The organism is Nitrospinota bacterium (assembly GCA_035528715.1).
GTDB lineage: Bacteria > JADFOP01 > JADFOP01 > DATKYB01 > DATKYB01 > DATKYB01.
This window is the reverse complement of record DATKYB010000067.1, coordinates 1-21,504: the sequence shown is the minus strand read 5'-3', so window position 1 is coordinate 21,504 and position 21,504 is coordinate 1. Positions and strand designations below refer to the sequence as shown.

The window sequence follows — 21,504 nt, the reverse complement described above, 5'->3', positions numbered from 1 at the left end:
TCTAATACGTTATTTTTTTGGATCAGGTTATTTAATAATACCTGCTCCTTAAGTTCTTTATTTTTAAAAGAAAAGCTGATTCTAAATTAACTTTTCACCCCCTTTCTTTGAAAAAAATCGTTGAACCGCTTCTCATTCTCTGTTTTAATTAATCTATAAATTTTAAACTTAATGCTTAAGAAAGTCAAGAAAATATCTTATTTTACCTTTCTTTCCAAATTATCTCTCCGATCAAATTCGGGAAAATTTAACAGAACTCTTGAAACTAAAGAATAAAAACCGTAAAGTTTTATTGACTAACCCACTGTTTTTTGATAGAAAATAATTAATTTGGCCTCAAGCGATGATTCTATTCACCTTGATAATCCAGATGTTTTTTGTTCGGGTTCCTGCTATTTTGATATCTTAATGTCTTTGATTTTAAGTAAAAGAAATCATAAATAGAAAGGAGGGATAAATATGAAGGACAGTAAATGTATAATGCATGTGGTTCTCATTATTGCTGTCATTAGTCTTGGTCTGGCAGTCATGTCAAGATTAACAGGTGTCCTCATACTGGGATTCTTGCTACCAAATGCCCTTCTCAGATTTACTGACACTCTTTTACTTTTGGCTCTAAACCTCGGTCTCCTGCAGCTCTTAAAACCAAAAGCTGAATAAATTCTCTAACTTTATGTTGTTCTCGTTGGAAAGGATATGAAGCGAAGGACCGTCTTCTTAGCTATTCTTTTGCAGATACTATTATACCCTTACCAACATTCCTTAGCAGGCAATGTTAAGGAGCAGGGGTTTCGATCTGCTTCATCCCTTGTGATAGCAGAAGCACGTCAAATTCTCTTAAATCGACTCGATACAGCCATAAAACCATCATGGATGAAGAAGAAGGTTTATACGCTCTTGATTGCTCCGGCCTCGTTCATCTTATCCTCAGCCGTGTCGTACCTAAGTCGCTTTCCAAGGTACCTGTGGATTTGGGCCATGCGCAAGACACTCGTCAACAGGGAGAGAGTGGTATGGGTGCTGGCGTTGTGAGGTTTGTGGTAGACGAAACTCGTACTCCTGTTTCTTTTTTCTGGTCTGATAGGAGCAAAAAACCCAAAAAACTCCCTATTGCCATCAGACGTGTCTTGTATATCCCAGAATTTTAGTATTGCATAACAAAGCACTCATCATTAAGTCTCTTTATATCCTTTAGAAAAGGAGGTGTTCGGGATGAAGCTAAATATTAAGGCTTTTGGTCTTGCCTGCGGAATAATATGGGGACTTGGTCTTTTTTCTCTTACATGGTGGATTATGGCATTTAGTGGTGCGACAGGTGAGACAACCCTGATTGGTCGTTTATATATTGGCTACCGTATTAGCCCAGTAGGAAGCATTATAGGGCTTGTTTGGGCATCTTTGGATGGGCTTATTGGGGGGTTGATTTTTGCTTGGTTATATAATTTAATTACCTCGCGCCTTTCAACATAGGAGGATCTGGCTCATGAAGACTACACGATCCCTTGTCTGTTTATTATTTCTTATCGGCATATTTGTTTTGACGCTAGCAAACAATACTTTTTCCGCATCCGAACTCTACTTCATCGACGCACATAGCCAGGTTGATCATAAATTAGAGAATCTGGAAATCATAATCCAGCGCATGGACAAGACAGGTGTCTATCGAACAATTCTTGCTGCCAGGGGAAAGCTGAAGGGACGTGAAATCACACAATTAGCTGAAGCTTATCCAGGCCGCATTATAGCTGCAATACGAACAAAAGGCGGTGCATATAAGAGGAACGAACAGAATTATTACAATAAACTTAAAAAGCGCAGTGAAAGCAAGAAGTATAACGCAATTGCTGAAGTGCTGATGTATCATGCGCAAAAAGGAGATATAGCTGGAGAAGTTATTGTTTATCCTGATGATGAGCGAGTCCAAGCTGCATTAAATGTTGCAATCGAAAATGGATGGCCTTTTATTGTGCATATTGAGTTTGCGGCTATTCAATTTAGAACAAGACAATCCTTCATGAAAGCTCTAGAAGAGATGCTCGATAAACATCCCGAGCATCCATTTGCTTTGATACACATGGGCCAACTCGAGCCTAACGAGGCAAGAAATCTGATAGAAAAACATAAAAATATATACTTTTTAACTTCTCATGCAGATCCTGTAACTGTCGACATCTCCAACCAACCATGGGTAAACATGTTTGAAGATCATGCCTTCACACCAGAGTGGAAGGAGCTTATGATTCAGTATTCTGACAGGTTTATATTCGCAATTGATAATGTGTGGGCAGAACACTGGAATGACTATTATATTGAGAAAATGGAATACTGGGGCAAAGCTATATCTGATTTGCCAGATAAAGTTGCCCATGCTATAGCTCATGGAAATGCCGAGCGTCTATGGAAGATACCTGCCAAGGGGAGCAAGTAACTCATTATACTTATTGACTAAAGCCTGATTTTAAAGATACAATCAAATCCAAAAATTGGGGGCTATCAGATGTCCAAAGTCATTAGCATCCACGAATATATCCTTAAATCCGACGCAGATGAAGAAAAATTTGGGCAAGTTATTCGTAACTCAAAGGAAAAGGTGGTGATTCTTATTGGCATGCTGTAATGTTAAAAAATTAAACAGACCGACTAAAATAGCTGTTGGAATCGTTATCATTGTATTAGGAATCATAGCCATCGTTTTTTATTTTTAAAATGATAAAAATATGAGAATAATAGGAATATCTTTATTGGTTTGTCTCTTGTCTTTCCCAATAGCTGCCTGCGCCGAAGAGGTTGAGGTCTATGGGATAGATATCGTTGAGTATGGAGAATATAGAAGTATAGTGGCGGGAAAAGGGGGAGCCGAAGATACTTCTCTTGGCTATATAAATATACTTCAAGAAATTGAGCTCATTAAAAAAACTACCACCATAAATGGAATAATCGGAAATTTGTTTGGCCTTCGTTATAAAGTAAAAGGACAGCCAAGCGGCAAAAAAGTGATTTTAACAGTAAAAATTATCCATCCAGAAACAAAAAATCCTGAAACTCAACAGATAACATCTATCGATCAATGGAGAACAACAACGAATATAGGTGATATCACATACACGGGCTGGCGTTTTGAATTCGATTGGGAAATTGTACCAGGAAAATGGACCATAGGGCTATGGCATGAAGGAAGAAAGCTTATAGAAAAAACGTTCACAGTATATAAGCCAATAAATGTGTAATTTAATCTTTTAATGTATGAAGAATGGTGACTGAGCGGAATTAATTGTTCTGTTTATTTACACTTTTCCGGCCTATCTTACCTATCTTTTCTTGAAGATTTCCCATCGGACATATCATACACCAGCCTCTATGTTTTGTTGTCGTGCCTAAAATAATTGCTATGATGGTCGTTAGTATACATATACCAACAAAGACAGAGCCTATGGCAATGATATTTCCATCTGTTCGAATAATACGAAATGTTAAAAAAATGGCAAAGAAAATAAGTACCGCCCAACGAAACCATTCTTTTGTAAAAAATTTTGGTAGGGTCCTTTGCAGACTAAATTTTGATAACACAATATCCAAAAAAGAACCTCTTGGGCAGAGATTCCAACACCAGTATCGTCCTTTAAAAAATGACAGTGTTAAAAAGAAAGCCACCATCACCACAACCAAATATCCAAGTAACGGATTGAATAGCCCACCTATCAGAATAAGAGGAAGAATCCATATCATTACTAATTGAGTTTTTTTCATTTAAATCTCTTCTTTATACATCTGAAGTATTTATAAGTTTCTCAATTTTTCAAATATAATATCAAAATTTGATTTTAACAAATTAAAAAAACGGCATAATTAACCACCATCTTTTAAACCTGTCAAGATTTTTTCCAAAATACAATTAGATTTGAAGAAGGGTGATTTTTAATTGTTTCTTATCTCAATTCCTTCTTGACAATTAAACAAATCAAATTTAATCTAAAAACAGTCATTTTCAAATTATGTTTGGAGGTGGTCATTATGCCAAAAATCCTCGTTGTTGGAGATGCTGGTGTCTATAGAGACTTGGAAAGAATTTTAGGAGAAAGAGACGTTGAATTTGCAGATACTTATATTTGGGCTCTAAAAATTTCAACTAGGTCTTATGATAATTTTATCATTGCAGGATGGCTCCCTAAGTTTGAAAATCAAAGTCCACAGCCATTAGGCGTACAATTAGCTAAAGAAATCTCTAAAAAACTTGGACTTGATTACGAAAAATTCAGGATGGTCAGTGAAGATTATGATGTATTGGCAGAAGCAAAAAAAATAGGGATTAAGGAACTCTATTCAAAATTAATGGCAGATGAAGACCAGGGTTTTAAATCTATTTATCAATTGCTGGATGATCTAAAAAAGGATTTTGGTTTATAAAAAAAGATTTAAGAAGAAACTATTTGGCTAAGCTCAATTTTGTTTATTCTCCGAGAAGCGAAGTCAAATATCATAAAGAAAAATCATGGGATATCTTCTTTGTTCCCTTTCTTGAACCCCGAGACTATTTCTTTAAAGGTTTGGCATCTTTTGAAATGCTACTTAGCTCTATCTGAGATGAGCTCACCACCAACACCAACATTCTCAGGAATGTTTTCTTTTATAAGCACAACGATTGTTGATTTTGGCAGGTCATAAGCCTGATAAGCAGCTTCTGTCACAGATTCTACCAGTCTTCTTTTTTTATCCAGATCTTTTATTACAGGACCATCTAAAGTTACTATGGGCATTTTGTCCTCCCTGTACAAATATAAAAATAATATTTTTTTAAATCATACCAATAATTATCTATTTAATCTAATCAATAATTTTAAAATTATAAATCCTTGAAAGGTTCTTGGTTGTTCTATAGGGTGCGATTAAGAGTTGCAATAATAAAATTCTTAATTTACATTTGCACCATAACTACTAATTATTACTTTTAAATAAATTAGGGGGGTCAAATGATGTTTAATGATTTCTTTGAAGAGCCAGTTTTCCTTTTAGGCAGGATTATTTTAGCCGGCTTCCTCGGAGGTCTTATAGGTCTGGAACGTGACATTCACGGAAGAGCAGCAGGTCTTCGTACCAATCTGCTTGTTAGTATGGGTGCCGCAGTCTTCATGATAATGTCAGAAATGGTCGCTAGCCCAGGCCCGAACCTCAAGGGAAGCGAAATGATGAGTGGTGATCCCGGCCGTATCGCAGCTCAAATTGTTACGGGTATAGGGTTTTTAGGCGCTGGAACAATAATAAAAGCAGGGATTACAATTCGAGGACTCACAACAGCAGCTTGCCTCTGGGTTGTTGCTGGCATAGGAATGGCATCTGGTGCTGGATATTACTCTATAGCTATTGTAACGACCTTTATGTCCATCTGTTCTCTGCAAGGCCTTCTTTATCTCGAAAAGCTCTATCCAAAAGACACCTTTGGAACTCTTATGATAACCACGACAAACGAAGCCGATCCATCATTTATTCGTAGCACGATTAAAAGTATGAAAGATGTGAGCATGAAAATGATATCTTTTAACCTTAAACGAGAATATGATACGGGAATTACTACAGCAACAGCATCAATCAGATTTTCTAGGAAAGATTATTCCGAAGATCTGGCTGACGTTGTCATCAGATCTTTTGAGAATACTAAAATTCCCTTAAAGTCTATAAGATGGGAACTTCAGTAAATCATTTGTCGGATACTAATACTAATTATTGCATCACTTTTTCAGGTATTTGAAGAGTGAGCGGGGAAAAAAGAGGGAGATTAAGCCGTATAAAAAATTGTATTCAAGGCTAAATCTTTATATTTTTGAGAAGAGCAGTTCAAAATATTCAGTCTTTTAATAAGGAGAGATAAAATGTTTCTTTCTCTTATTCAAAAAAGAAGAAGTATAAGACAATTCTTAGATAAACAGGTAGAAGCTGAAAAAATCGATATGCTGATTGAAGCATCACTTCGTCCCCCTTCATCAAGGGGATTTAACCCGTGGGAGTTTATCTTTGTTACGGATAAAAGTTTATTGGAAAAACTTTCCAGAGCCAAGGAACACGGATCGTCATTTTTAAAGAACGCACCACTCGGAGTTGTGATCTTAGCTGACCCGGATAAATGCGATGTATGGATTGAGGATTGCTCTATTGCTTCGATATTTATCCATCTGGCAGCAGAATCTCTGGGGCTTGGAAGCTGCTGGATTCAGATTAGAGAGAGAATGCACAGCGGGAGTAAAACTGCAGAGGAATATATATTAGAAGTTTTAAATATACCAAAAAATTTTAAAGTGCTATCGATGATTGGTGTGGGATATCCTGATGAGAAAAAACCCCCTCACAAAAAAGAAGAACTCCAATATGAAAAGGTGCATCGCGATTTGCATGGGAAGTCATCTTAAGTTTCTGATTCTCTCGCCACTTCTACGGTTTCAGGGTTTCCCAAGGAATAAATCCAATCTATTTTTTCCATCAACAACCGCTATATAAACTCTTTCCTCCAGTACCTCTGAGGCATGCGACAGCCCTATAAAAGTCATTTTGGTCCTAAAGGAAATCAAGCAGGGGTTGCCCTTTTAGATTCTTCAGGGATTGACGAGTAAGCGAGAAAAAATAAGAATGAGTAGAAACAAAGAAGGCAAGGTTCAAGACTAAAGGAATGTGATAGCGCTACCAAAATATAGCGAACGAGAATTACGAGAGAGCCTATCCAAAAGTTGCTACCCAATCCCCAACATAATGAGTTACAACCATGACTATTATTGCAATAACCAAATGCTCTATGACCACTTTGTAAGGTTCTATATTCTCTCTTTTAGCGATATAAAAACTAAAAATTGCTAATAAGGATAAACCCCATATTATACTGATATATATTGCGGTAGAAAGTGGAAACAGGAGAATTGGAATAATAAATGTTATTGAAAAAATAAATTTAGATAATAATGTCGTAAGTGTTGATTCCCAGATTTCTTTTGTTGTGTGTTTATTCTCAGATTCTTCAGATACATGAATTCCTAACGCATCTGAGAGAGCATCTGCGATTGCTATTACAAGAATGCCACCAATGATGACATGTGCTGAACGAGTGCTTGAATGCAGTCCTATAATTAGACCGAGGGTAGTAATAATTCCAGATGTTAAACCAAAACTAAAACCTTTTCTTATTGAAAGTTTCATAGATATTGATTAAGTATTAATTCATTTAATTAACTTTTGGCATCCCGATCAATCCTTAACTCGTTTACATTCTGATAAGTTTAGATATTACAAAATCTTGTATGATTATAGAGAATAAAAGTATTTTTTGCAATTTCAAATTTTTCCCTTTTAGATTCCTCAGTGATTCGACAAGATAGCAAGAAAGCAGCCCGAAAATAAAAAATAGTGATAAATAACTAATTATCCTCTAAAATAGCTTTCATAAAGGTGAATTTTTTCTTTGTAGGAGGATATTATGAAAAAGGCAATCATAATAATACTAATCTTGATTTTGATGATTTTGGGAATAAGGACAGCAATTTCGCTGCTACACTCAGCTACAAATACCGAACCTGCGTCAAATTTAAAAATCATAAAACTTCCTGAACCAAAGTATGATAGTAAGACCTCTGTTGAAAAGGCTCTTCTCAAGAGAAGATCAGTAAGAAGCTATAAAAATGAGCCGGTGACTCTTGCAGAAACTTCACAGCTTCTCTGGGCCGCTCAGGGGATTACAAATCCAGAAGGCTTTCGAACAGCCCCTTCAGCAGGGGCGCTCTATCCCCTTGAGGTTTACCTCATCGCTGGAAATGTAGATAGTCTTAATGCTGGAATTTATAAATATAAAAATCACAGGCATGCATTAATAAGAGTCAGAGAAGGGGATAAAAGGAAAGGGCTAAGTATGGCTGCTTTTGCCCAAAGAGCGGTTAGAGATGCTGCTTTAGATATTGTCATATCTGCTGTTTATGAACGAACAACGGTAAAGTATAGAAAGAGAGGGATAAGATACGTGCATATGGAAGCCGGCCACGCAGCTCAAAATATCTTTTTGCAGGCAGTTTCCCTCAATCTTGGAACAGTTACTATCGGAGCTTTCTGGGATGGTCAAGTAAAGAGGGTTGTAAATATGCCCGACGAAGAGCATCCTTTATATATCATACCCGTTGGAAGGAAATAGTCAGAAACCAAACATTGAGAAGAGCTTAAAAGATAAACTGAGATTTTCTATATTATTTCCATCCGATGATTTTGTAGCCCTTATCTCTGAGGCACTTTTCGACAAATTTCCTATGCAACGGATCTGGTTCTCGTGCATCGAAAATCCCGCTCATGAACCCTGCAGAGCCTCCGCCAGCCGCACCAACTGCTGCACCTTTCCCTATACGACCGGTGACTGCGCCTACGGCTGTGCCGACCACAGCACCGCTTGTTGCACCCTTTGCTGTCTTTTTTGCTACCTTCTCAGCAGTTCTGGACTTTAGCCCTTGCTGTTCTGCAAGTCTTATACAGTCATCAATATCCTGCTCTGCAACTTCCCGTCCAAGCTCGTAAATTCGCTCATTCGGATAAAGAACAGGGCGCTTGGCACACGACACCAAGAGACCCATACCAAAAATAAAAATCAAAAGGGGGATAATTAATCCTTTCACATGAAACTCCAATCTATCTCTTTTTCTTTTTATAAATGAGCTGATATCGAGCTGTCAATAAGATTTTTTGCCTCTGCTTTCGCAGCAACAAAGCATGGAGAATAATACTTGAATTTCTTCGATCTTTTTTGTTAGTATCACATTTCAGTCTTAAACAAAGAAAGGAGACAAAAGATGAGCCTGATAAAAATCATGCCGTGCCTCGATATGAAAGAGGGAAGGGTTGTTAAGGGTGTTAACTTTATAGACCTAAGGGATGCAGGTGATCCTGTAGAAAATGCTGCCTTTTATGAAAAGGAAGGGGCTGATGAGCTGGCCATGCTCGATATTGCTGCAACCTTAGAGAATAGAAAAACAAAATTGGAGTGGGTGAAGAATGTTTCATCCGTTATCAATATCTCGTTGACCGTGGGAGGCGGTATTTCCTCTCTGGAAGACATTGAACTTGTTCTTGATGCGGGTGCAGGTAAAATCTCTATGAATAGTGCCGCAGTTAAGAATCCTGATCTGATAAGTGAGGCAACAAAAAAATTCAATTCAAAGAAGATAACCATTGCCATAGATGGGAGAAGAAACAGCGAGATGCCATCCGGATTTGAGGTTGTCGTATCAGGAGGCACCAAACCTGTGGGAAAAGATGCCGTTGAGTGGGCCAAGGAGTGTGAGGAGCGGGGAGCGAGTGTAATCCTGTCAACAAGCATGGATAGCGATGGAACGCAGGCTGGCTATGACCTCGAATTTACGAGTGCCATTGCAGATGCTGTTGATCTGCCCGTAATCGCTTCAGGTGGAGCAGGGAAGCTTGAGCATTTTTATGATGCAGTCATCAAAGGTCATGCAGAGATCTTGTTAGCTGCATCGGTCTTTCATTTTCACACCGTAAGAATCAAGGCGCTCAAGGAATATCTTCGTGAAAAGGGCCTGCAGGTCACTATTAAATCTTAAAGATATAATTATCTTTGTTATACGCTTTAGGACCTGGACAGCATGGATATCTTTATCACATCATTCGAATCGGTTGCAGTACTTTTAGTTATAGGGTTTTTAGGATTCTGGATCATTAAAAGAGATCTCTTCCCGGGAACTGTGCTGAAATTCCTTTCGCCTTTAGCCATTGATATTGCTTTACCTTGCCTTGTCTTTTTTAGTATCATTACAAATTTCTCTCCAGAAAAAACCGCGGGATGGTGGCAACTTCCTATTTGTTGGCTTCTTTTCACGGCGGTTTCATTCCCTCTTTCGATCATTGCCGGCTTTGTATCACAAAAAAACACCCGCTCTGAATTTACTCTCAGCCTTTTTTATCAGAATGGAATATTTCTCCCATTGGTAATCATAGGAGGACTTTTTGGTGATAATTCAGCATATTTGGTCTATCTTTTTTTATTTACTATGTTTTTTCCTGGCTTTTTCTTCAGCACATATCATTTCTTCTTCGGTAAGAAAGATCATTTTTTGAACTGGAAGAAAATTGTTAATCCTGTGCTTATTGCATCTCTGGTTGCAGTCTTTATACGATATGTTGGAGCACATGATTATATCCCTCGTTTTATTATCTCAAGCATTAGGCTCGTAGGCGGCATGGCAATACCTTCCTTATTGATAATAATCGGCGGCAATATTTATATCGATTTTCAAAAGAAAGGCACCCTTTATATCAGGGAAGTTGTGAAATTTGTATTCATCAAGAACCTTCTCTTTCCACTGGTGTTTTTTAGCATTCTCATATTGTTCCGACCAAGCTATAGCATTGCCTTGATTATCCTCCTTGAAAGCGCTGTTCCACCCATTACTGCTGTTCCTATTGTTACTGAAAGAGCAGGAGGCAATTATAACATTGTAAACCAATTTGTTGTGGCCAGCTTTGTTTTTTCGCTCTTTTCCATCTCTTTAATGGTTATGCTATTCAGCATGTATTTTACGCCTTAGCGGATCAAATAATAGAAAAGGTTTAAAAACACATTGAATATGTTTTAATCCCCCCAATAGCACTAATATGGTGAATGCCTTACGAGAAATTCTTCTATCCATTCTTAAAAGAGCTCAGAGAGAAAATTTCTGAGTTTATTGCAAAAGAAAGTCCTGTTTGGGTTTGATAAACTGCTGACTCAAAGCGGGTTATCTATCAAACTAGGAAATAACTACAAAAAGAGGAACTTTTAAGATTTTAAGAATTTCTTAATTCATCTGAAATGATTTTTACTCTTCTAACCCAAATAGGCGAGGATATTTCTGATGGAGGCGGCGCTGCTCACTCACAATTTTGCTGTAAGGGGGGCCCTCGTAAAGACGAAGTGCAATCATCTCGTTCTGATAACGAACAACATCCCCTGAAACTTCATACGATTCCCCGTCTTCAAAAATAACATTTCCCCGAACAATCTTCTCTAGCTCTAGAGGATTTATTCTAGGACAAACAAATCTTATCCCCATTTCACTGACATCAACCACTTCATACTCTTTCTTTTTCCAAAGGAATTTTGGACGCTCTTCTACGGGATATTCAACGCGAAAAAATTGTCGTCTCTGCTGATCTATTGTTGCCTCCTTTATGCTATTTTAATCTCTTTACCAATCTTGCTATATTTCCGCCTAATTTCATACACTCTTTTTTCGCTCTCTCATCCGGTTTGCCAATCGCTACAGGACCGTAGTGATCTCCCATGGCGTCTCCCTGAATAATCATACCATGGATCAACATCGCTTTCAAGATACCCAAAATCGTGGTCTCATTTCCTCCAGCCAAGTTAGCTGCTGAGGTAAAGGCTCCACCAACCTTACCTGTAAGGTCTCCATGAAATCTCACGCTCTCGTCAAAGAGCTGCTTAATCTCTGCTGCCATGCTTCCATAATAGGTTGGCGACCCAATGATAATTCCATCATACTCCAACAGGACATCAGGTGTCACATCCTGAACCTTCTTTATATCGACATCAACGCCTTCCTTCTTAACCCCCTCTTCTATATATTGAACCATTTCCTCGGTATTACCAGTCTTTGAATAGTATAAGATGAGAACCTTTGACATGGGGATGCCTCCAATTATTTGTAATTTCTTCTCTATAAGATTATTTTGGGCGTTTATTTTAACATATTTATCTCTGCATGCAAAAGCGTTTTTTGTATCACCTTATTATTTTTTCTAAATCAAACATTTTTTTATAGAATTAGGCTTATGATTTCTGATATATTTTTTAAAATTTCAATTATTCACAAGGAGGGCAGTAATGCTTAAAAATAGACTCTGGCTTATCTCTCTTCTGTTAGCATCATCTTTTTTGACTTTCCCTTTCTTAGCCTGCTCGACTCCTTATAAATCAGAATATAAGCTGAGTGTTGTTGTAGGGCCAAAGGGACCATGGGGAGAGGGAGCTTCTAAGTTTACCGATCTTGTTCGAAAAAAGAGTGGGGAACGCATCAATATAAAGTGTTATTTTAGCGGCCAGCTATTTGCAGGAAAGCAGACCAATGAGTTTTTTCTCTTAAGACAGGGGGTTATAGATTTTGCTCTTGGTTCCACAATAAACTGGTCTACTACAATCAAGGAACTCAATCTCTTCTCTCTTCCCTTTTTCTTTTCGGATTACAAGTCTTTGGACAAAATCACACATGGGAAAACAGGTAAAAGGATTAATGGTATCCTGAAAAAAAAAGGCGTTGTTAACCTTGGTTGGGGAGAAAATGGTTTTAGAGAGCTTACCAATGGAAAGCGAGAGGTCAAAAAGCCTGACGATTTGAAGGGATTAAAGATAAGGGTCGTGGGTTCCCCCATATTTATCAATACCTTTCGGGCCCTGGGAGCAAATCCTGTATCGATGAACTGGGGAGAGGCTGTGACAGCCTTTCAACAGAAGACCGTAGACGGTCAGGAAAACCCAATCGTTTCTGTTATTTTACCTTATAAGCTATATCAGATGCATGATTACATAACCATATGGCACTATGCCATCGATCCCCTTGTCTTGGGTATCAATAAGGATATATGGAACAATTTTACGAAAGAAGATCAAAGAATCGTCAAAGAGGCAGCCAAAGAAGCCATGGACTGGCAAAGAAGTGAGGCGAGAAAAGGGCTTGAAAAAAACCAAAAAGCCATCGATTTTTTAAAGAATAATGGAATGAAGGTAACCATCCTTTCAAAAGATGAGATGAAAATCTTTAAAAACTTGACAGGACCTGTCTATAAAAAATGGGTTAAGAAGATTGGCGAGGATCTCGTTAAGTTAGCTGAGGAAGAGCTCAAATAGAAAAAACATTATGAAAGAAAAGACAAAATGGCTGTTAGAAAATCTGGAAGAAGTCTTATGTGCTTTTATACTTGGGATAATGGCTCTTCTTGCCTTTGCAAATGTAATTACTAGATACTTTATTCAATATTCGCTGGCATTTACAGAAGAAATAGAAGTCAACCTTATGGTTTGGCTTACTCTGCTGGGAACGTCTGTCGGCTTTAAAAAGGGTGCACATCTCGGGTTAACCTTTCTTTTGAATCGCCTCTCTTATCCTTTAAAAAAACTGCTGTCTTTAGCCTCTGCCTGCCTTTCCCTCATCTTATTTGCATTACTCATAGGGTTCAGCGTATCTCAGATTTTTGCAGAGATTGAGCTTGAAATTACTTCCGAGGCATTAGAATTACCCCAGTGGTGGTATACCATGGGGATCCCTGTATGTGGTTTAGTTTTGATATTTCGAATCATCACCATTCTCAATAAAAACATCAAGGAACCTTGAGGATTAATGGAAGCGGGTATTCTATTATTTTTAATCTTTTTAGTCCTTCTTTTCTTAGGCATACCCATTGCTGTTGCCTTGGGTGGAACAGCCTTGTTTCTGATATGGAAATATCAGTTAGGTCTGCCTGTCTACTCTGCTAATTTCTATGCCGGTATTGCAAAGTTCCAGCTCCTTGCCATCCCCTTTTTTATACTGGCAGGTTTTATATTAGAGCGCTGTGGGATTTCTAAAAGGCTCGTTAATCTAGCAAGCCTCATTGTCGGCTCCATTCCCGGAGGTCTTGCTATTGTGGCTATTGCGGTCTGTGTCTTTTTTGGTGGTATTTCTGGCTCAGGTCCTGCTGATGCTGCAGCCATGGGAGCTGTGCTTATTCCTGCAATGATTGCAAAGGGCTATGAAAAAGGCTTTTCATCAGCCCTTATTGCCAGCAGCGGTTCAACAGCTATCGTTGTCCCTCCCAGTATTGCATTGATTCTCTATGGGGTGATAACCAATGTCTCTATACCCGCCCTCTTTGCTGCCGGAATCTTTCCCGGTTTGTTAGCAGGGTTTTCTCTTGTTCTTCCTGCTTATTTTATATCAAAGAAAAAAGGATTTTTAGGGGAGGAAAGGGGAACGTTTAAAGAAATCATGAAGGCATTTAAGGAATCGATCTGGGGACTCCTCGCTCCTATCATTATTCTCGGTGGTATCTATGGCGGGATATTTACGCCAACAGAGGCTGCTGTTGTTGCTGTATTCTATGGTCTCTTTGTAGGTATGATTATTTATAGAACGCTTAAACTAAAAGATCTCTATCCTATTTTATGCGATGCGGCACTCTCTTCAGCCATTGTTATGATTATTGTCTCTTTTGCTGGTCTTTACTCATGGGCTGGCTCTACTTTAGGGGTTATGGACAAGACAGCCTCTTTTCTTTTATCATTAAGCTCTAATCCTTACATTTCAATTTTAATCATTAATATACTCATCTTAATTGCTGGCATGCTTCTGGATGCCATATCGATATACTATATTTTTCTTCCCATTCTCCTTCCTATTATTGCTCACTTTCAATGGGACCCCTTGTGGTTTGGTGTCGTTATGACCCTGAATCTGGCAATAGGGCAGTTTACACCCCCTGTGGCAATCAACCTTTTTGTCACGACAAATATTGCAAAAACCTCTTTAGAAGATACCTCTCTGGCAGTCATTCCATTTATCATTACCATGTTTTTAGCCCTTCTTATTGTTATCTATATGCCAAGCTTAAGCCTCGTTCTCCCTATATGGTGGAATCTCTATACCCTATAAGAGCTATAAAATTATAAATTTCTTCTTTTCTCTTGTTTTCCAAAAATTTAATATTATTTTTAGGAGAAGATTAGATAAGAAGAATAAATCAAAAGTATAGGAATGAAATGTAATGGAGATTTTTTATTGTTTCTTTTCATCCTCAAAAAAGACGAGAACAAAGACCGACGTCATAATGAGCACACAGAGCGTAAAAAGAATGGTATAAAAAATCTTATCTGCAGAGGTAACCCTTTTGTCAAGACGAATACCTATATCAGAGCCTCCTAATGCCTCGAACCTTTTCTTTATTGTATCAGGATCACCGGTTCTTATTTCAACCTTGAGATATTTTTTCTCTTTTCCAGATAAAAATGAGTTGACCTTTAAAGGATATTTCAGATCCAAATCCTCAATGAACATCGATTTGAATAGATCCTTATTTTTAACTAACTCTTGATTGAGTTTTTCAGCCTTAATGTGAGCCTCTATATTGTATTCACTATACTTCTTAAAATTAATTGTGCCAGCAATCAACAGAGATAAAAGTGTGATGAAGATGATGAATTTTTTCCTTTTCCAAATAAGTTTTATCTCATCCAATAGTCTCTCCTTGCTCTTTATATTATTTATCTTCGCTTTTTTCTTTACTCTGTTCAATATCTTTTAGCTCTATTCGTATCAGATCATCTCTTTTTGATTTGATATAAGTATCCTCTTTTATATAGAGTTGAATTAAAAAATAAAAAACAACAAATATGATGATAACGAGAATAAATAAAAAAATTGTCTTAATATTTGTTATATCTCGTCTCAGTTTTTCTCTTCTCTTCGATTGATTTTCCTTGAGTCTCCTCCAGGCCTCCCTTGCCTCTTTTTTTCTCTCTTGATTCATCTCCATAACTTCTGACCTTTCACTTATTTCCCATGCTCTTCAGCATCGAGCCCAATTTTTCATGGATGCCTCCAAAACCACCATTTGACATAACAAGAACAATATCTCCTGGGCTTAAACTCTTTCTTAAAAAATCAACTATCTCATCCACCTCTTCTATAAAATAGGCTGAATGGCCATTTGAATTTAATTTACTGACCAATTGAGATGGAGAGAAAATCAGTTCCTGTTCTATCTGATCAGGCCTAAAGACTCCTGCAATGATAACTTTATCAGCCGCCTTAAAGGCATCTACGTAGTCATTTTGAAATATATTCCTTCTGCTTGTAGCTGTGCGGGGCTCAAACAACGCCCAGAGTCTTTTATCCGGATAATGTGCTTTAACAGCTCCTATGGTTTCTCTCACAGATGTAGGATGATGAGCAAAATCATCAATTACAATAATGCCATTTTTTTCAATCTTGATTTCCTGACGACGCCTTACTCCCTTAAAGGCCTTAAGGCTTTTCTTTATGGTTTGAAGAGGGATGCCAAGTCTTATAGCTATTGCTATAACACCAATGGCATTTTGAATATTATGTCTTCCCATCAAAGACCAATGAAAAGGGCCCATTTTCTCTTTCTTATTATTTATAGAGAACTCTGCACCGGACTTACCGAGTTTCATATCAACAGCCCTCCACTCTGCCATTGGATGAAAGCCATAGGTCTCAGTTTTACAGCCTGCATATTTCTTCATTTCACTTGAATGCGGAAAATCGAGACCAAGAAGAAGTACTTTATCTTCAGGTATAATCTGGACAAATTTTTTAAAGGATTCTTTGATATGATTTAGGTCCTGATATATATCAGCATGGTCAAACTCTATACTTGTCAATATGACATTTTTTGGTAAATAATGAAGAAATTTTGGACCCTTATCAAAAAAGGCTGTATCATATTCATCCCCCTCCACCACAAAATATCTCCCCATACCTAATTTATAATTTTCTCCAAAATTTAAAGGAATTCCTCCAATCATAAACCCTGGGTCCTCACCAGCCACCTCTAAAATCCACGCCATGAGGGAAGAAGCTGTTGTTTTTCCGTGGGTTCCAGCAATAACGATTGTTTCTTTTTCCTTCAGGAAGAAATCAGCCAAAGCCTGAGGAAACGAGAGATAAGGGATTTTCTTTTTCAAAAGCGCTTTTATCTCTGGATTTTTCCTTGATACAGCATTCCCTACAATTACCAAATCAGGATTTTCATCAAGATTGGACGGCTTGTATCCTATCTTTACTGGAATTCCTAATTCTTCCAATTTAGTGCTCATGGGAGGATAAACATCTTGGTCAGAGCCTGTGACGACATATCCTGACTTCTTGAGCATTCCTGCTAAGGAACTCATCCCTGTCCCACATACAGCAATCATATGAATCTTTTTTAAAGCGCTCTTATCCATTGTCCTTGTTCAGCAATTCCTCCATGACTATATCATGGATGTAGGGCCTAAATCGATTAAAGGTCTGGTTCTCTCTCGTGGGGTGAACCCTGTTTGACAATAAAATAACTATTATTTCCCTTTTTAAATCTATCCATAAGGATACGCCGGTAAAGCCAGTGTGTCCAATAGACTCATTAGAAAAATATCTTCCTGAGGTAGAAAATATTCTGGAAGGAGTATCCCAACCAAGGGCCCTGCTTGAGTGTTTTACGATCTCCTGCCTTTTAATAAATTTCTCTAATATCTCTTTGGGAATCATTCCTTCTCTTCCCCTAAAAATTTCAAGTATCTCCTTTGCAAAGATATAAATATCTCCTCCTATTGCAAAGAGTCCTGCATGCCCAGCAACTCCTCCCATAGCATAGGCGTTTGCATCATGAACTTCTCCTCTTAACACTCTTTTTCTCCAAGGACATTCCTCTGTAGCTGCAAACTTCTCTTTTGCTAGATTCCTCTTATCAGCCAATTTAATGTAAAAGGTATTTTTCATTCCTAATGGACTGAATATACGTTCATCACAAAAATTCTCCAGAGATTGGCCTGACACCTTCTCAATGACTTCCTCTAATAGAATAAAACCTAAATCACTATATTGAAAATCCTCCCCAAGAGGATAAATTAACTTCTCTTTATGCACCATCTCATAGATTAAATTCTTTGTTGTATGATTAGGTATCATCCGATCATTGTTACAAACTTCTTTATAATAGGGTTTCCATGCTGGTAGACCTGAGGAATGGCTTAAAAGGTGGCGGAGAGTTATGTCACTCTTGCCATATTTAACAAGTGAAGGAATAAATTTAGATGCCTTATCATCTACTTCAAGATATTTGTCTCTAACCAATAGCATCAGAGCGGTGGTCGTTGCAATCACCTTAGTTAACGATGCAATGTCAAATATGGTATCCTCTCTAAGTTCTGATATCTCTGGAACAAGAGAACTATGGCCAAACGCCTTTTTATATTTAATATCTCCTCTTTTAGCAAACAATAGATATGCGCCAGGGAATATACTGCTCTTCCTGGCCCTCTCCATAATATCTGTGATCTTTGGATACTCTTCCTTTTCCAATGTATTCCTATAATCATCCTGTGTCATGAAACAGCCGATTCTAAAAAAAAGAGTTTTCTTTCATTTGCATCAACCCTTACCTTTACACCAAAGGGAAGGACCAAGCCATGATTTCCATGTCCCGCGGGAACTTTATATAATACAGGGGCTTTTGTCTCTGTAAAGATCTCTTTTGCCATCTCTTTGAATAAAACTTCCTCTTTGGGATCGAATATATGTCCAAAAATAATCCCTTCTATCTTATCAAACTTCCCTGCAATCCTCATCTGGGTTAGCATTCTGTCCAGTCTATAAAGCGGCTCGTTTGTATCTTCTAAAAAAAGTATCTTTCCCTTTGTTTCTAATTCATATTCTGTTCCCATTGAACTAATGATTATTGAAAGACATCCACCTATGAGTATACCTTCCCCTATCCCTTCACGTAACACCTCTATTCCATCTAAATTGAGCTCTCCTAGAGGCTCCTTAGAGGTTAGAAGTCTTATAAAAACCTCTTCTTCATATGGAGAAAGACCCCGTGCCAAAGCTCCTGCAACCATAGGTCCATGAAAGCAAACCATGGAACATTCTTGTACAAAGAAATTCAGGAGAAAACAAATATCGCTATATCCCACAAAGATTTTTGGGTGATTAACAATCTTTTCTTTTTGTAAAAGGGGAAGTATCCTTCCAGCACCATAACCACCCCTTGCACAGAAAATGGCTTTGATTTCTTCATTGCTGAACAAATCCATGAGTTCAGAAACCCTTCTGGAATCAGAACCAGCCATATACCTCTCTGCATGAAATATATCTTCTCTCCAAAATGGGTTAAATCCTATTTTCTTTATAAACTCTATCCCTTTTTCAAACTTCTTTTTATCAAATAATCCAGAAGGAGCAACAATTCCTATGGTATCACCCTTTTGCAATGCTTTTGGTTTTATCATCCATATCTCCTTTTTCTCCTTGTAGTATAAGTTAAGGGCGGGAAAATGTCTAATATTTTTACTTAATTGGCAATATACTATATATTGTGGTTTTCAACAGGTTTATACACAACCTGTGGAAAAATTTTTCATGCTTTCCCTAACCTATTGACTTTTCTAGCTTAAAGCCTACATTAATCTTAAGATGTTTAAAAAACTGAAGTTAGAGTTTGCCTATTGTCTCTATACCGATAGCATTCAGTCCAAGTCTTTTTGTGAAGATTGCAGTGAAAACCTCTATCAATATACAAAAAAAGAGTGTTCATTAAAAGAGAGAATAAAATGGTATAAAGAATATAGCCTGGCAGTAAAAGACATGGAAAGAAATCGCTTTGAGAACAGGTTTGAAAAACATCCATATAAGCATTAAGAAGAAAAGGAGGGACTTGCCTTCTTTAATTTTTTACCTGTATCTTATTGAAACCATATCGATTTAATTATTTGATTGACCTAGCAAAAAATTTTTAATAGACTTTATTTAATTTAAAATAAGGTGAATAATGCCAAATGTCCCTTTAAAGAAAATCATTACTGAAAAAAAATTTCTCCCCCTTATAGAACAGGCCTCTGTAAATTTCTTTAAAGTTATCAATTGCCTGAAAAAGGATTCTCCGGAATCAAAGACCTTTTATGCAAACCTTTCTAATGAAGCAGAACTTTTTGAAGACTTTTTAGATAATCACGGGGCAAGAGAAAATAAATCATGGTTCTATTTTACTGAACTAATTGCCTCAATAAGAAACTTTGCGATTGCAGGACTCCAGTTAAGACACATCTTAGACAGATATTATCACTATAAACTGGAAGATTCAAAAGATGATGCCGCTAAATTTCATAGAGATGCTAATAGTGCTATGAGTTTTATAAACAATTCTGTATTAGATTTGTTTGGTATTCTAAAAAAGGAAGCAAGTAAAAATGGAATGAAACATCCCAAAGAATGTTACATAGATAGAGCTTTTAGTGAAATTCCCATTTCCAAGCGTCTTCCTAAAAATCTTCACGAGGATGATTTAAAAGATAATGAAGAAAGAATTATTGCGCTTTCAAGGAGATTTAGGAATGTTGCAAAATTATCAAAAGAAACTAATCTCGAGAAATTTTATAAGAAGGAAACAGAAATCCCTGTTATTCCAAAAATAATCGATGAAACAAAGGTTCAGAATTTTAAAAATATTCTGCAGGGGATTCAATCAGACTACGATACCTATATAAAAAATACATTTCTTGAAAAAAACGATAAAAATCTCACTAAACTAAGGGGCTTTACATCTATTTGTCTTCATCTCTTAGAAATAGTCCGCTGGCTCTCTCACTTTTTTGAAAGGCATGCAGACGAGGTGAGAACTGGAGGAATTAAAGAGAAAATTACAAAGATTGTTGATAGAAAAGAGGGATTAAATACGATTATCAATTTCGCTTTTTTTAATAGTAACGATTATTTACAGAAAGGAAAGCTCATCGCAGAAAAAATTCTATCGAAATATACCATAAAGGCCCGCTATAAACTCCCCCCTCCCAAACCTCTGGGCTTCCACGCTAGGCCTGCCGGGTATATCTCTCTCATTGTTAAGGAACATGGCACTGATGTCTTTCTTGTAGTTGATGGGAAAAAATTTAATGCAAGATCAGTGCTGAGCCTAATGGAGGCAGGGGGTCTCATTGCAGACAAGGGATATCATGAAGTAATCTTTGAAGGTGATAAAAGGGCTCTTGATGATATAAAGATCCTTGCAGAACATAATTATTGTGAAGACTGCGAAATCCCCAGAGAACTGAACTATGTGAGAATCCTTAGGAATAAATAATTTTTTTATTATTTTTAATCCCTAACCCTTCCCCAAACTATTTATTAAAGAAGTAAACCCCAGGAGGTTGTTATTGAAAGTTTCAGAGATCCATTGTAAATCGATTTTGGTAAAATCAAGGATAGATGGCATTGATTATGCCATTAATCCCTATATTGGTTGTGTTCATGGGTGTGTATATTGCTATGCGAAATTTATGAAGAGGTTTACAGGCCATAGGGAGCCTTGGGGACGTTTTTTGGATATAAAGATAAATGCACCAGAAATCTTAAAAAGGGAAATGAAAAAATATAAAAGAGGAACGATTATGATGGGTACTGTAACAGACCCCTATCAACCTATTGAAGAGAAATATCGATTAACACGAGGCCTTTTAAGGGAACTTATGCATCATAGCTTTCATATCCATATCCAAACAAAATCTGCTTTAATCTTACGAGACCTTGATATATTTAAAGAAATGCCTCATCTGGAAATAGGAATGACCATCACAACCTATGATGAAAAAATAAGAAGAATATTTGAGCCAGGGGCATCATCGATTAAATCTAGAGTTTCTGCTTTAAAAGAAATCTCTGAGAAAGGGATAGATACTTTTGTATTCCTCGGTCCTATCCTTCCTTATATTACAAGAAAAACCCT

At 37.3% G+C, this 21,504-nt stretch carries 28 protein-coding genes; 17 read left to right on the top strand and 11 right to left on the bottom strand.

Annotated features, from left to right (window positions below):
* Nucleotides 1–459: 459 nt before the first annotated feature.
* From VMW81_05325 to VMW81_05305, 5 genes are all read left to right on the top strand, one after another.
* Nucleotides 460–660, top strand: a complete 201-nt coding sequence (locus VMW81_05325) for a hypothetical protein (GenBank protein HUU50358.1) — start codon at nucleotides 460–462, stop codon at nucleotides 658–660.
* Between the two features lie 311 nt (nucleotides 661–971).
* Nucleotides 972–1,148 (top strand): hypothetical protein, encoded by a 177-nt coding sequence (locus VMW81_05320; GenBank protein HUU50357.1) that lies wholly within the window; start codon nucleotides 972–974, stop codon nucleotides 1,146–1,148.
* Between the two features lie 64 nt (nucleotides 1,149–1,212).
* Complete coding sequence (locus VMW81_05315) at nucleotides 1,213–1,470, top strand: bacteriophage holin (GenBank protein ID HUU50356.1); 258 nt, start codon at nucleotides 1,213–1,215, stop codon at nucleotides 1,468–1,470.
* A gap of 13 nt (nucleotides 1,471–1,483) precedes the next feature.
* On the top strand, nucleotides 1,484–2,428 hold the full coding sequence (locus VMW81_05310; protein ID HUU50355.1) for an amidohydrolase family protein: 945 nt from the start codon (nucleotides 1,484–1,486) through the stop codon (nucleotides 2,426–2,428).
* A 289-nt stretch (nucleotides 2,429–2,717) separates the two neighbouring features.
* Entirely contained in the window at nucleotides 2,718–3,227 is a 510-nt protein-coding gene (locus VMW81_05305; GenBank protein HUU50354.1) for a DUF3859 domain-containing protein, read from the top strand.
* A gap of 40 nt (nucleotides 3,228–3,267) precedes the next feature.
* Here the strand turns inward: VMW81_05305 and VMW81_05300 are convergent, their stop codons facing one another.
* Nucleotides 3,268–3,747: a 4Fe-4S binding protein gene (locus VMW81_05300; GenBank protein ID HUU50353.1), complete on the bottom strand. Its 480-nt coding sequence runs from the start codon at nucleotides 3,745–3,747 to the stop codon at nucleotides 3,268–3,270.
* A 264-nt stretch (nucleotides 3,748–4,011) separates the two neighbouring features.
* Here VMW81_05300 and VMW81_05295 point away from each other — a divergent pair, with 264 nt between their 5' ends.
* Nucleotides 4,012–4,404 (top strand): hypothetical protein, encoded by a 393-nt coding sequence (locus VMW81_05295; protein ID HUU50352.1) that lies wholly within the window; start codon nucleotides 4,012–4,014, stop codon nucleotides 4,402–4,404.
* A 158-nt stretch (nucleotides 4,405–4,562) separates the two neighbouring features.
* On the opposite strand, the gene dmpI is transcribed toward VMW81_05295, so the two are convergent.
* Nucleotides 4,563–4,754 carry a 4-oxalocrotonate tautomerase DmpI gene (gene dmpI / locus VMW81_05290; GenBank protein ID HUU50351.1) on the bottom strand — a complete coding sequence of 64 codons (192 nt, stop codon included), beginning with the start codon at nucleotides 4,752–4,754 and terminating at the stop codon, nucleotides 4,563–4,565.
* Nucleotides 4,755–4,967: 213 nt separating this feature from the next.
* Here dmpI and VMW81_05285 point away from each other — a divergent pair, with 213 nt between their 5' ends.
* Both VMW81_05285 and VMW81_05280 read left to right on the top strand, forming a co-directional pair.
* Complete coding sequence (locus VMW81_05285) at nucleotides 4,968–5,690, top strand: MgtC/SapB family protein (GenBank protein ID HUU50350.1); 723 nt, start codon at nucleotides 4,968–4,970, stop codon at nucleotides 5,688–5,690.
* 174 nt (nucleotides 5,691–5,864) lie between these two features.
* Entirely contained in the window at nucleotides 5,865–6,398 is a 534-nt protein-coding gene (locus tag VMW81_05280) for a nitroreductase family protein (protein ID HUU50349.1), read from the top strand.
* Nucleotides 6,399–6,702: 304 nt separating this feature from the next.
* On the opposite strand, the gene VMW81_05275 is transcribed toward VMW81_05280, so the two are convergent.
* Nucleotides 6,703–7,176, bottom strand: a complete 474-nt coding sequence (locus tag VMW81_05275; GenBank protein HUU50348.1) for a VIT1/CCC1 transporter family protein — start codon at nucleotides 7,174–7,176, stop codon at nucleotides 6,703–6,705.
* Nucleotides 7,177–7,453: 277 nt separating this feature from the next.
* Between VMW81_05275 and VMW81_05270 the strand changes: the two genes are divergently transcribed.
* The gene (locus VMW81_05270; protein HUU50347.1) at nucleotides 7,454–8,158 is read left to right on the top strand and encodes a SagB/ThcOx family dehydrogenase; all 705 of its coding nucleotides are present in this window, start codon (nucleotides 7,454–7,456) and stop codon (nucleotides 8,156–8,158) included.
* A gap of 52 nt (nucleotides 8,159–8,210) precedes the next feature.
* On the opposite strand, the gene VMW81_05265 is transcribed toward VMW81_05270, so the two are convergent.
* Nucleotides 8,211–8,642 carry a glycine zipper family protein gene (locus VMW81_05265; protein HUU50346.1) on the bottom strand — a complete coding sequence of 144 codons (432 nt, stop codon included), beginning with the start codon at nucleotides 8,640–8,642 and terminating at the stop codon, nucleotides 8,211–8,213.
* Between the two features lie 162 nt (nucleotides 8,643–8,804).
* On the opposite strand from VMW81_05265, the gene hisF reads away from it, so the two are divergent.
* Nucleotides 8,805–9,575: an imidazole glycerol phosphate synthase subunit HisF gene (gene hisF, locus VMW81_05260; protein HUU50345.1), complete on the top strand. Its 771-nt coding sequence runs from the start codon at nucleotides 8,805–8,807 to the stop codon at nucleotides 9,573–9,575.
* Between the two features lie 42 nt (nucleotides 9,576–9,617).
* The gene (locus VMW81_05255; GenBank protein ID HUU50344.1) at nucleotides 9,618–10,559 is read left to right on the top strand and encodes an AEC family transporter; all 942 of its coding nucleotides are present in this window, start codon (nucleotides 9,618–9,620) and stop codon (nucleotides 10,557–10,559) included.
* A 270-nt stretch (nucleotides 10,560–10,829) separates the two neighbouring features.
* On the opposite strand, the gene VMW81_05250 is transcribed toward VMW81_05255, so the two are convergent.
* Both VMW81_05250 and VMW81_05245 read right to left on the bottom strand, forming a co-directional pair.
* Nucleotides 10,830–11,168: a PilZ domain-containing protein gene (locus VMW81_05250; GenBank protein ID HUU50343.1), complete on the bottom strand. Its 339-nt coding sequence runs from the start codon at nucleotides 11,166–11,168 to the stop codon at nucleotides 10,830–10,832.
* A gap of 16 nt (nucleotides 11,169–11,184) precedes the next feature.
* Nucleotides 11,185–11,658 (bottom strand): NAD(P)H-dependent oxidoreductase, encoded by a 474-nt coding sequence (locus VMW81_05245; protein ID HUU50342.1) that lies wholly within the window; start codon nucleotides 11,656–11,658, stop codon nucleotides 11,185–11,187.
* 199 nt (nucleotides 11,659–11,857) lie between these two features.
* On the opposite strand from VMW81_05245, the gene VMW81_05240 reads away from it, so the two are divergent.
* From VMW81_05240 to VMW81_05230, 3 genes are read left to right on the top strand one after another with little or no spacing between them, the layout of a single operon-like run.
* Nucleotides 11,858–12,877, top strand: a complete 1,020-nt coding sequence (locus tag VMW81_05240; GenBank protein ID HUU50341.1) for a DctP family TRAP transporter solute-binding subunit — start codon at nucleotides 11,858–11,860, stop codon at nucleotides 12,875–12,877.
* A gap of 10 nt (nucleotides 12,878–12,887) precedes the next feature.
* Entirely contained in the window at nucleotides 12,888–13,361 is a 474-nt protein-coding gene (locus VMW81_05235) for a TRAP transporter small permease (protein HUU50340.1), read from the top strand.
* Nucleotides 13,362–13,367: 6 nt separating this feature from the next.
* Complete coding sequence (locus VMW81_05230; protein ID HUU50339.1) at nucleotides 13,368–14,657, top strand: TRAP transporter large permease; 1,290 nt, start codon at nucleotides 13,368–13,370, stop codon at nucleotides 14,655–14,657.
* Nucleotides 14,658–14,780: 123 nt separating this feature from the next.
* On the opposite strand, the gene VMW81_05225 is transcribed toward VMW81_05230, so the two are convergent.
* From VMW81_05225 to VMW81_05205, 5 genes are read right to left on the bottom strand one after another with little or no spacing between them, the layout of a single operon-like run.
* Complete coding sequence (locus VMW81_05225; GenBank protein ID HUU50338.1) at nucleotides 14,781–15,239, bottom strand: Wzz/FepE/Etk N-terminal domain-containing protein; 459 nt, start codon at nucleotides 15,237–15,239, stop codon at nucleotides 14,781–14,783.
* 22 nt (nucleotides 15,240–15,261) lie between these two features.
* Nucleotides 15,262–15,531, bottom strand: a complete 270-nt coding sequence (locus VMW81_05220) for a hypothetical protein (protein ID HUU50337.1) — start codon at nucleotides 15,529–15,531, stop codon at nucleotides 15,262–15,264.
* A gap of 19 nt (nucleotides 15,532–15,550) precedes the next feature.
* The gene (gene mpl / locus VMW81_05215) at nucleotides 15,551–16,972 is read right to left on the bottom strand and encodes a UDP-N-acetylmuramate:L-alanyl-gamma-D-glutamyl-meso-diaminopimelate ligase (protein HUU50336.1); all 1,422 of its coding nucleotides are present in this window, start codon (nucleotides 16,970–16,972) and stop codon (nucleotides 15,551–15,553) included.
* Nucleotides 16,965–18,086, bottom strand: coding sequence for a serine hydrolase domain-containing protein (locus tag VMW81_05210; protein ID HUU50335.1), 1,122 nt, complete (start codon nucleotides 18,084–18,086; stop codon nucleotides 16,965–16,967). Before VMW81_05210 ends, mpl begins: the two co-directional genes overlap by 8 nt.
* A gap of 23 nt (nucleotides 18,087–18,109) precedes the next feature.
* Nucleotides 18,110–19,015 (bottom strand): LD-carboxypeptidase, encoded by a 906-nt coding sequence (locus VMW81_05205; GenBank protein HUU50334.1) that lies wholly within the window; start codon nucleotides 19,013–19,015, stop codon nucleotides 18,110–18,112.
* A 184-nt stretch (nucleotides 19,016–19,199) separates the two neighbouring features.
* Between VMW81_05205 and VMW81_05200 the strand changes: the two genes are divergently transcribed.
* From VMW81_05200 to VMW81_05190, 3 genes are all read left to right on the top strand, one after another.
* Nucleotides 19,200–19,424, top strand: a complete 225-nt coding sequence (locus tag VMW81_05200; protein HUU50333.1) for a hypothetical protein — start codon at nucleotides 19,200–19,202, stop codon at nucleotides 19,422–19,424.
* 130 nt (nucleotides 19,425–19,554) lie between these two features.
* Nucleotides 19,555–20,862 carry an HPr family phosphocarrier protein gene (locus VMW81_05195; protein ID HUU50332.1) on the top strand — a complete coding sequence of 436 codons (1,308 nt, stop codon included), beginning with the start codon at nucleotides 19,555–19,557 and terminating at the stop codon, nucleotides 20,860–20,862.
* 73 nt (nucleotides 20,863–20,935) lie between these two features.
* Nucleotides 20,936–21,504: radical SAM protein (locus VMW81_05190; protein HUU50331.1), on the top strand; the 569-nt coding region annotated here is incomplete at its 3' end.

Excerpts from the sequence above, each read along its gene's own strand:
- VMW81_05325 (HUU50358.1), top strand. The coding sequence starts at position 460 with ATGAAGGACAGTAAATGTATAATGCATGTGGTTCTCATTATTGCTGTC.
- VMW81_05315 (HUU50356.1), top strand. The coding sequence starts at position 1,213 with ATGAAGCTAAATATTAAGGCTTTTGGTCTTGCCTGCGGAATAATATGG.
- VMW81_05310 (HUU50355.1), top strand. The coding sequence starts at position 1,484 with ATGAAGACTACACGATCCCTTGTCTGTTTATTATTTCTTATCGGCATA.
- VMW81_05305 (HUU50354.1), top strand. The coding sequence starts at position 2,718 with ATGAGAATAATAGGAATATCTTTATTGGTTTGTCTCTTGTCTTTCCCA.
- VMW81_05300 (HUU50353.1), bottom strand. The coding sequence starts at position 3,747 with ATGAAAAAAACTCAATTAGTAATGATATGGATTCTTCCTCTTATTCTG.
- VMW81_05295 (HUU50352.1), top strand. The coding sequence starts at position 4,012 with ATGCCAAAAATCCTCGTTGTTGGAGATGCTGGTGTCTATAGAGACTTG.
- dmpI (HUU50351.1), bottom strand. The coding sequence starts at position 4,754 with ATGCCCATAGTAACTTTAGATGGTCCTGTAATAAAAGATCTGGATAAA.
- VMW81_05285 (HUU50350.1), top strand. The coding sequence starts at position 4,968 with ATGATGTTTAATGATTTCTTTGAAGAGCCAGTTTTCCTTTTAGGCAGG.
- VMW81_05280 (HUU50349.1), top strand. The coding sequence starts at position 5,865 with ATGTTTCTTTCTCTTATTCAAAAAAGAAGAAGTATAAGACAATTCTTA.
- VMW81_05275 (HUU50348.1), bottom strand. The coding sequence starts at position 7,176 with ATGAAACTTTCAATAAGAAAAGGTTTTAGTTTTGGTTTAACATCTGGA.
- VMW81_05270 (HUU50347.1), top strand. The coding sequence starts at position 7,454 with ATGAAAAAGGCAATCATAATAATACTAATCTTGATTTTGATGATTTTG.
- hisF (HUU50345.1), top strand. The coding sequence starts at position 8,805 with ATGAGCCTGATAAAAATCATGCCGTGCCTCGATATGAAAGAGGGAAGG.
- VMW81_05255 (HUU50344.1), top strand. The coding sequence starts at position 9,618 with ATGGATATCTTTATCACATCATTCGAATCGGTTGCAGTACTTTTAGTT.
- VMW81_05245 (HUU50342.1), bottom strand. The coding sequence starts at position 11,658 with ATGTCAAAGGTTCTCATCTTATACTATTCAAAGACTGGTAATACCGAG.
- VMW81_05240 (HUU50341.1), top strand. The coding sequence starts at position 11,858 with ATGCTTAAAAATAGACTCTGGCTTATCTCTCTTCTGTTAGCATCATCT.
- VMW81_05235 (HUU50340.1), top strand. The coding sequence starts at position 12,888 with ATGAAAGAAAAGACAAAATGGCTGTTAGAAAATCTGGAAGAAGTCTTA.
- VMW81_05230 (HUU50339.1), top strand. The coding sequence starts at position 13,368 with ATGGAAGCGGGTATTCTATTATTTTTAATCTTTTTAGTCCTTCTTTTC.
- VMW81_05220 (HUU50337.1), bottom strand. The coding sequence starts at position 15,531 with ATGAATCAAGAGAGAAAAAAAGAGGCAAGGGAGGCCTGGAGGAGACTC.
- mpl (HUU50336.1), bottom strand. The coding sequence starts at position 16,972 with ATGGATAAGAGCGCTTTAAAAAAGATTCATATGATTGCTGTATGTGGG.
- VMW81_05205 (HUU50334.1), bottom strand. The coding sequence starts at position 19,015 with ATGATAAAACCAAAAGCATTGCAAAAGGGTGATACCATAGGAATTGTT.
- VMW81_05200 (HUU50333.1), top strand. The coding sequence starts at position 19,200 with ATGTTTAAAAAACTGAAGTTAGAGTTTGCCTATTGTCTCTATACCGAT.
- VMW81_05195 (HUU50332.1), top strand. The coding sequence starts at position 19,555 with ATGCCAAATGTCCCTTTAAAGAAAATCATTACTGAAAAAAAATTTCTC.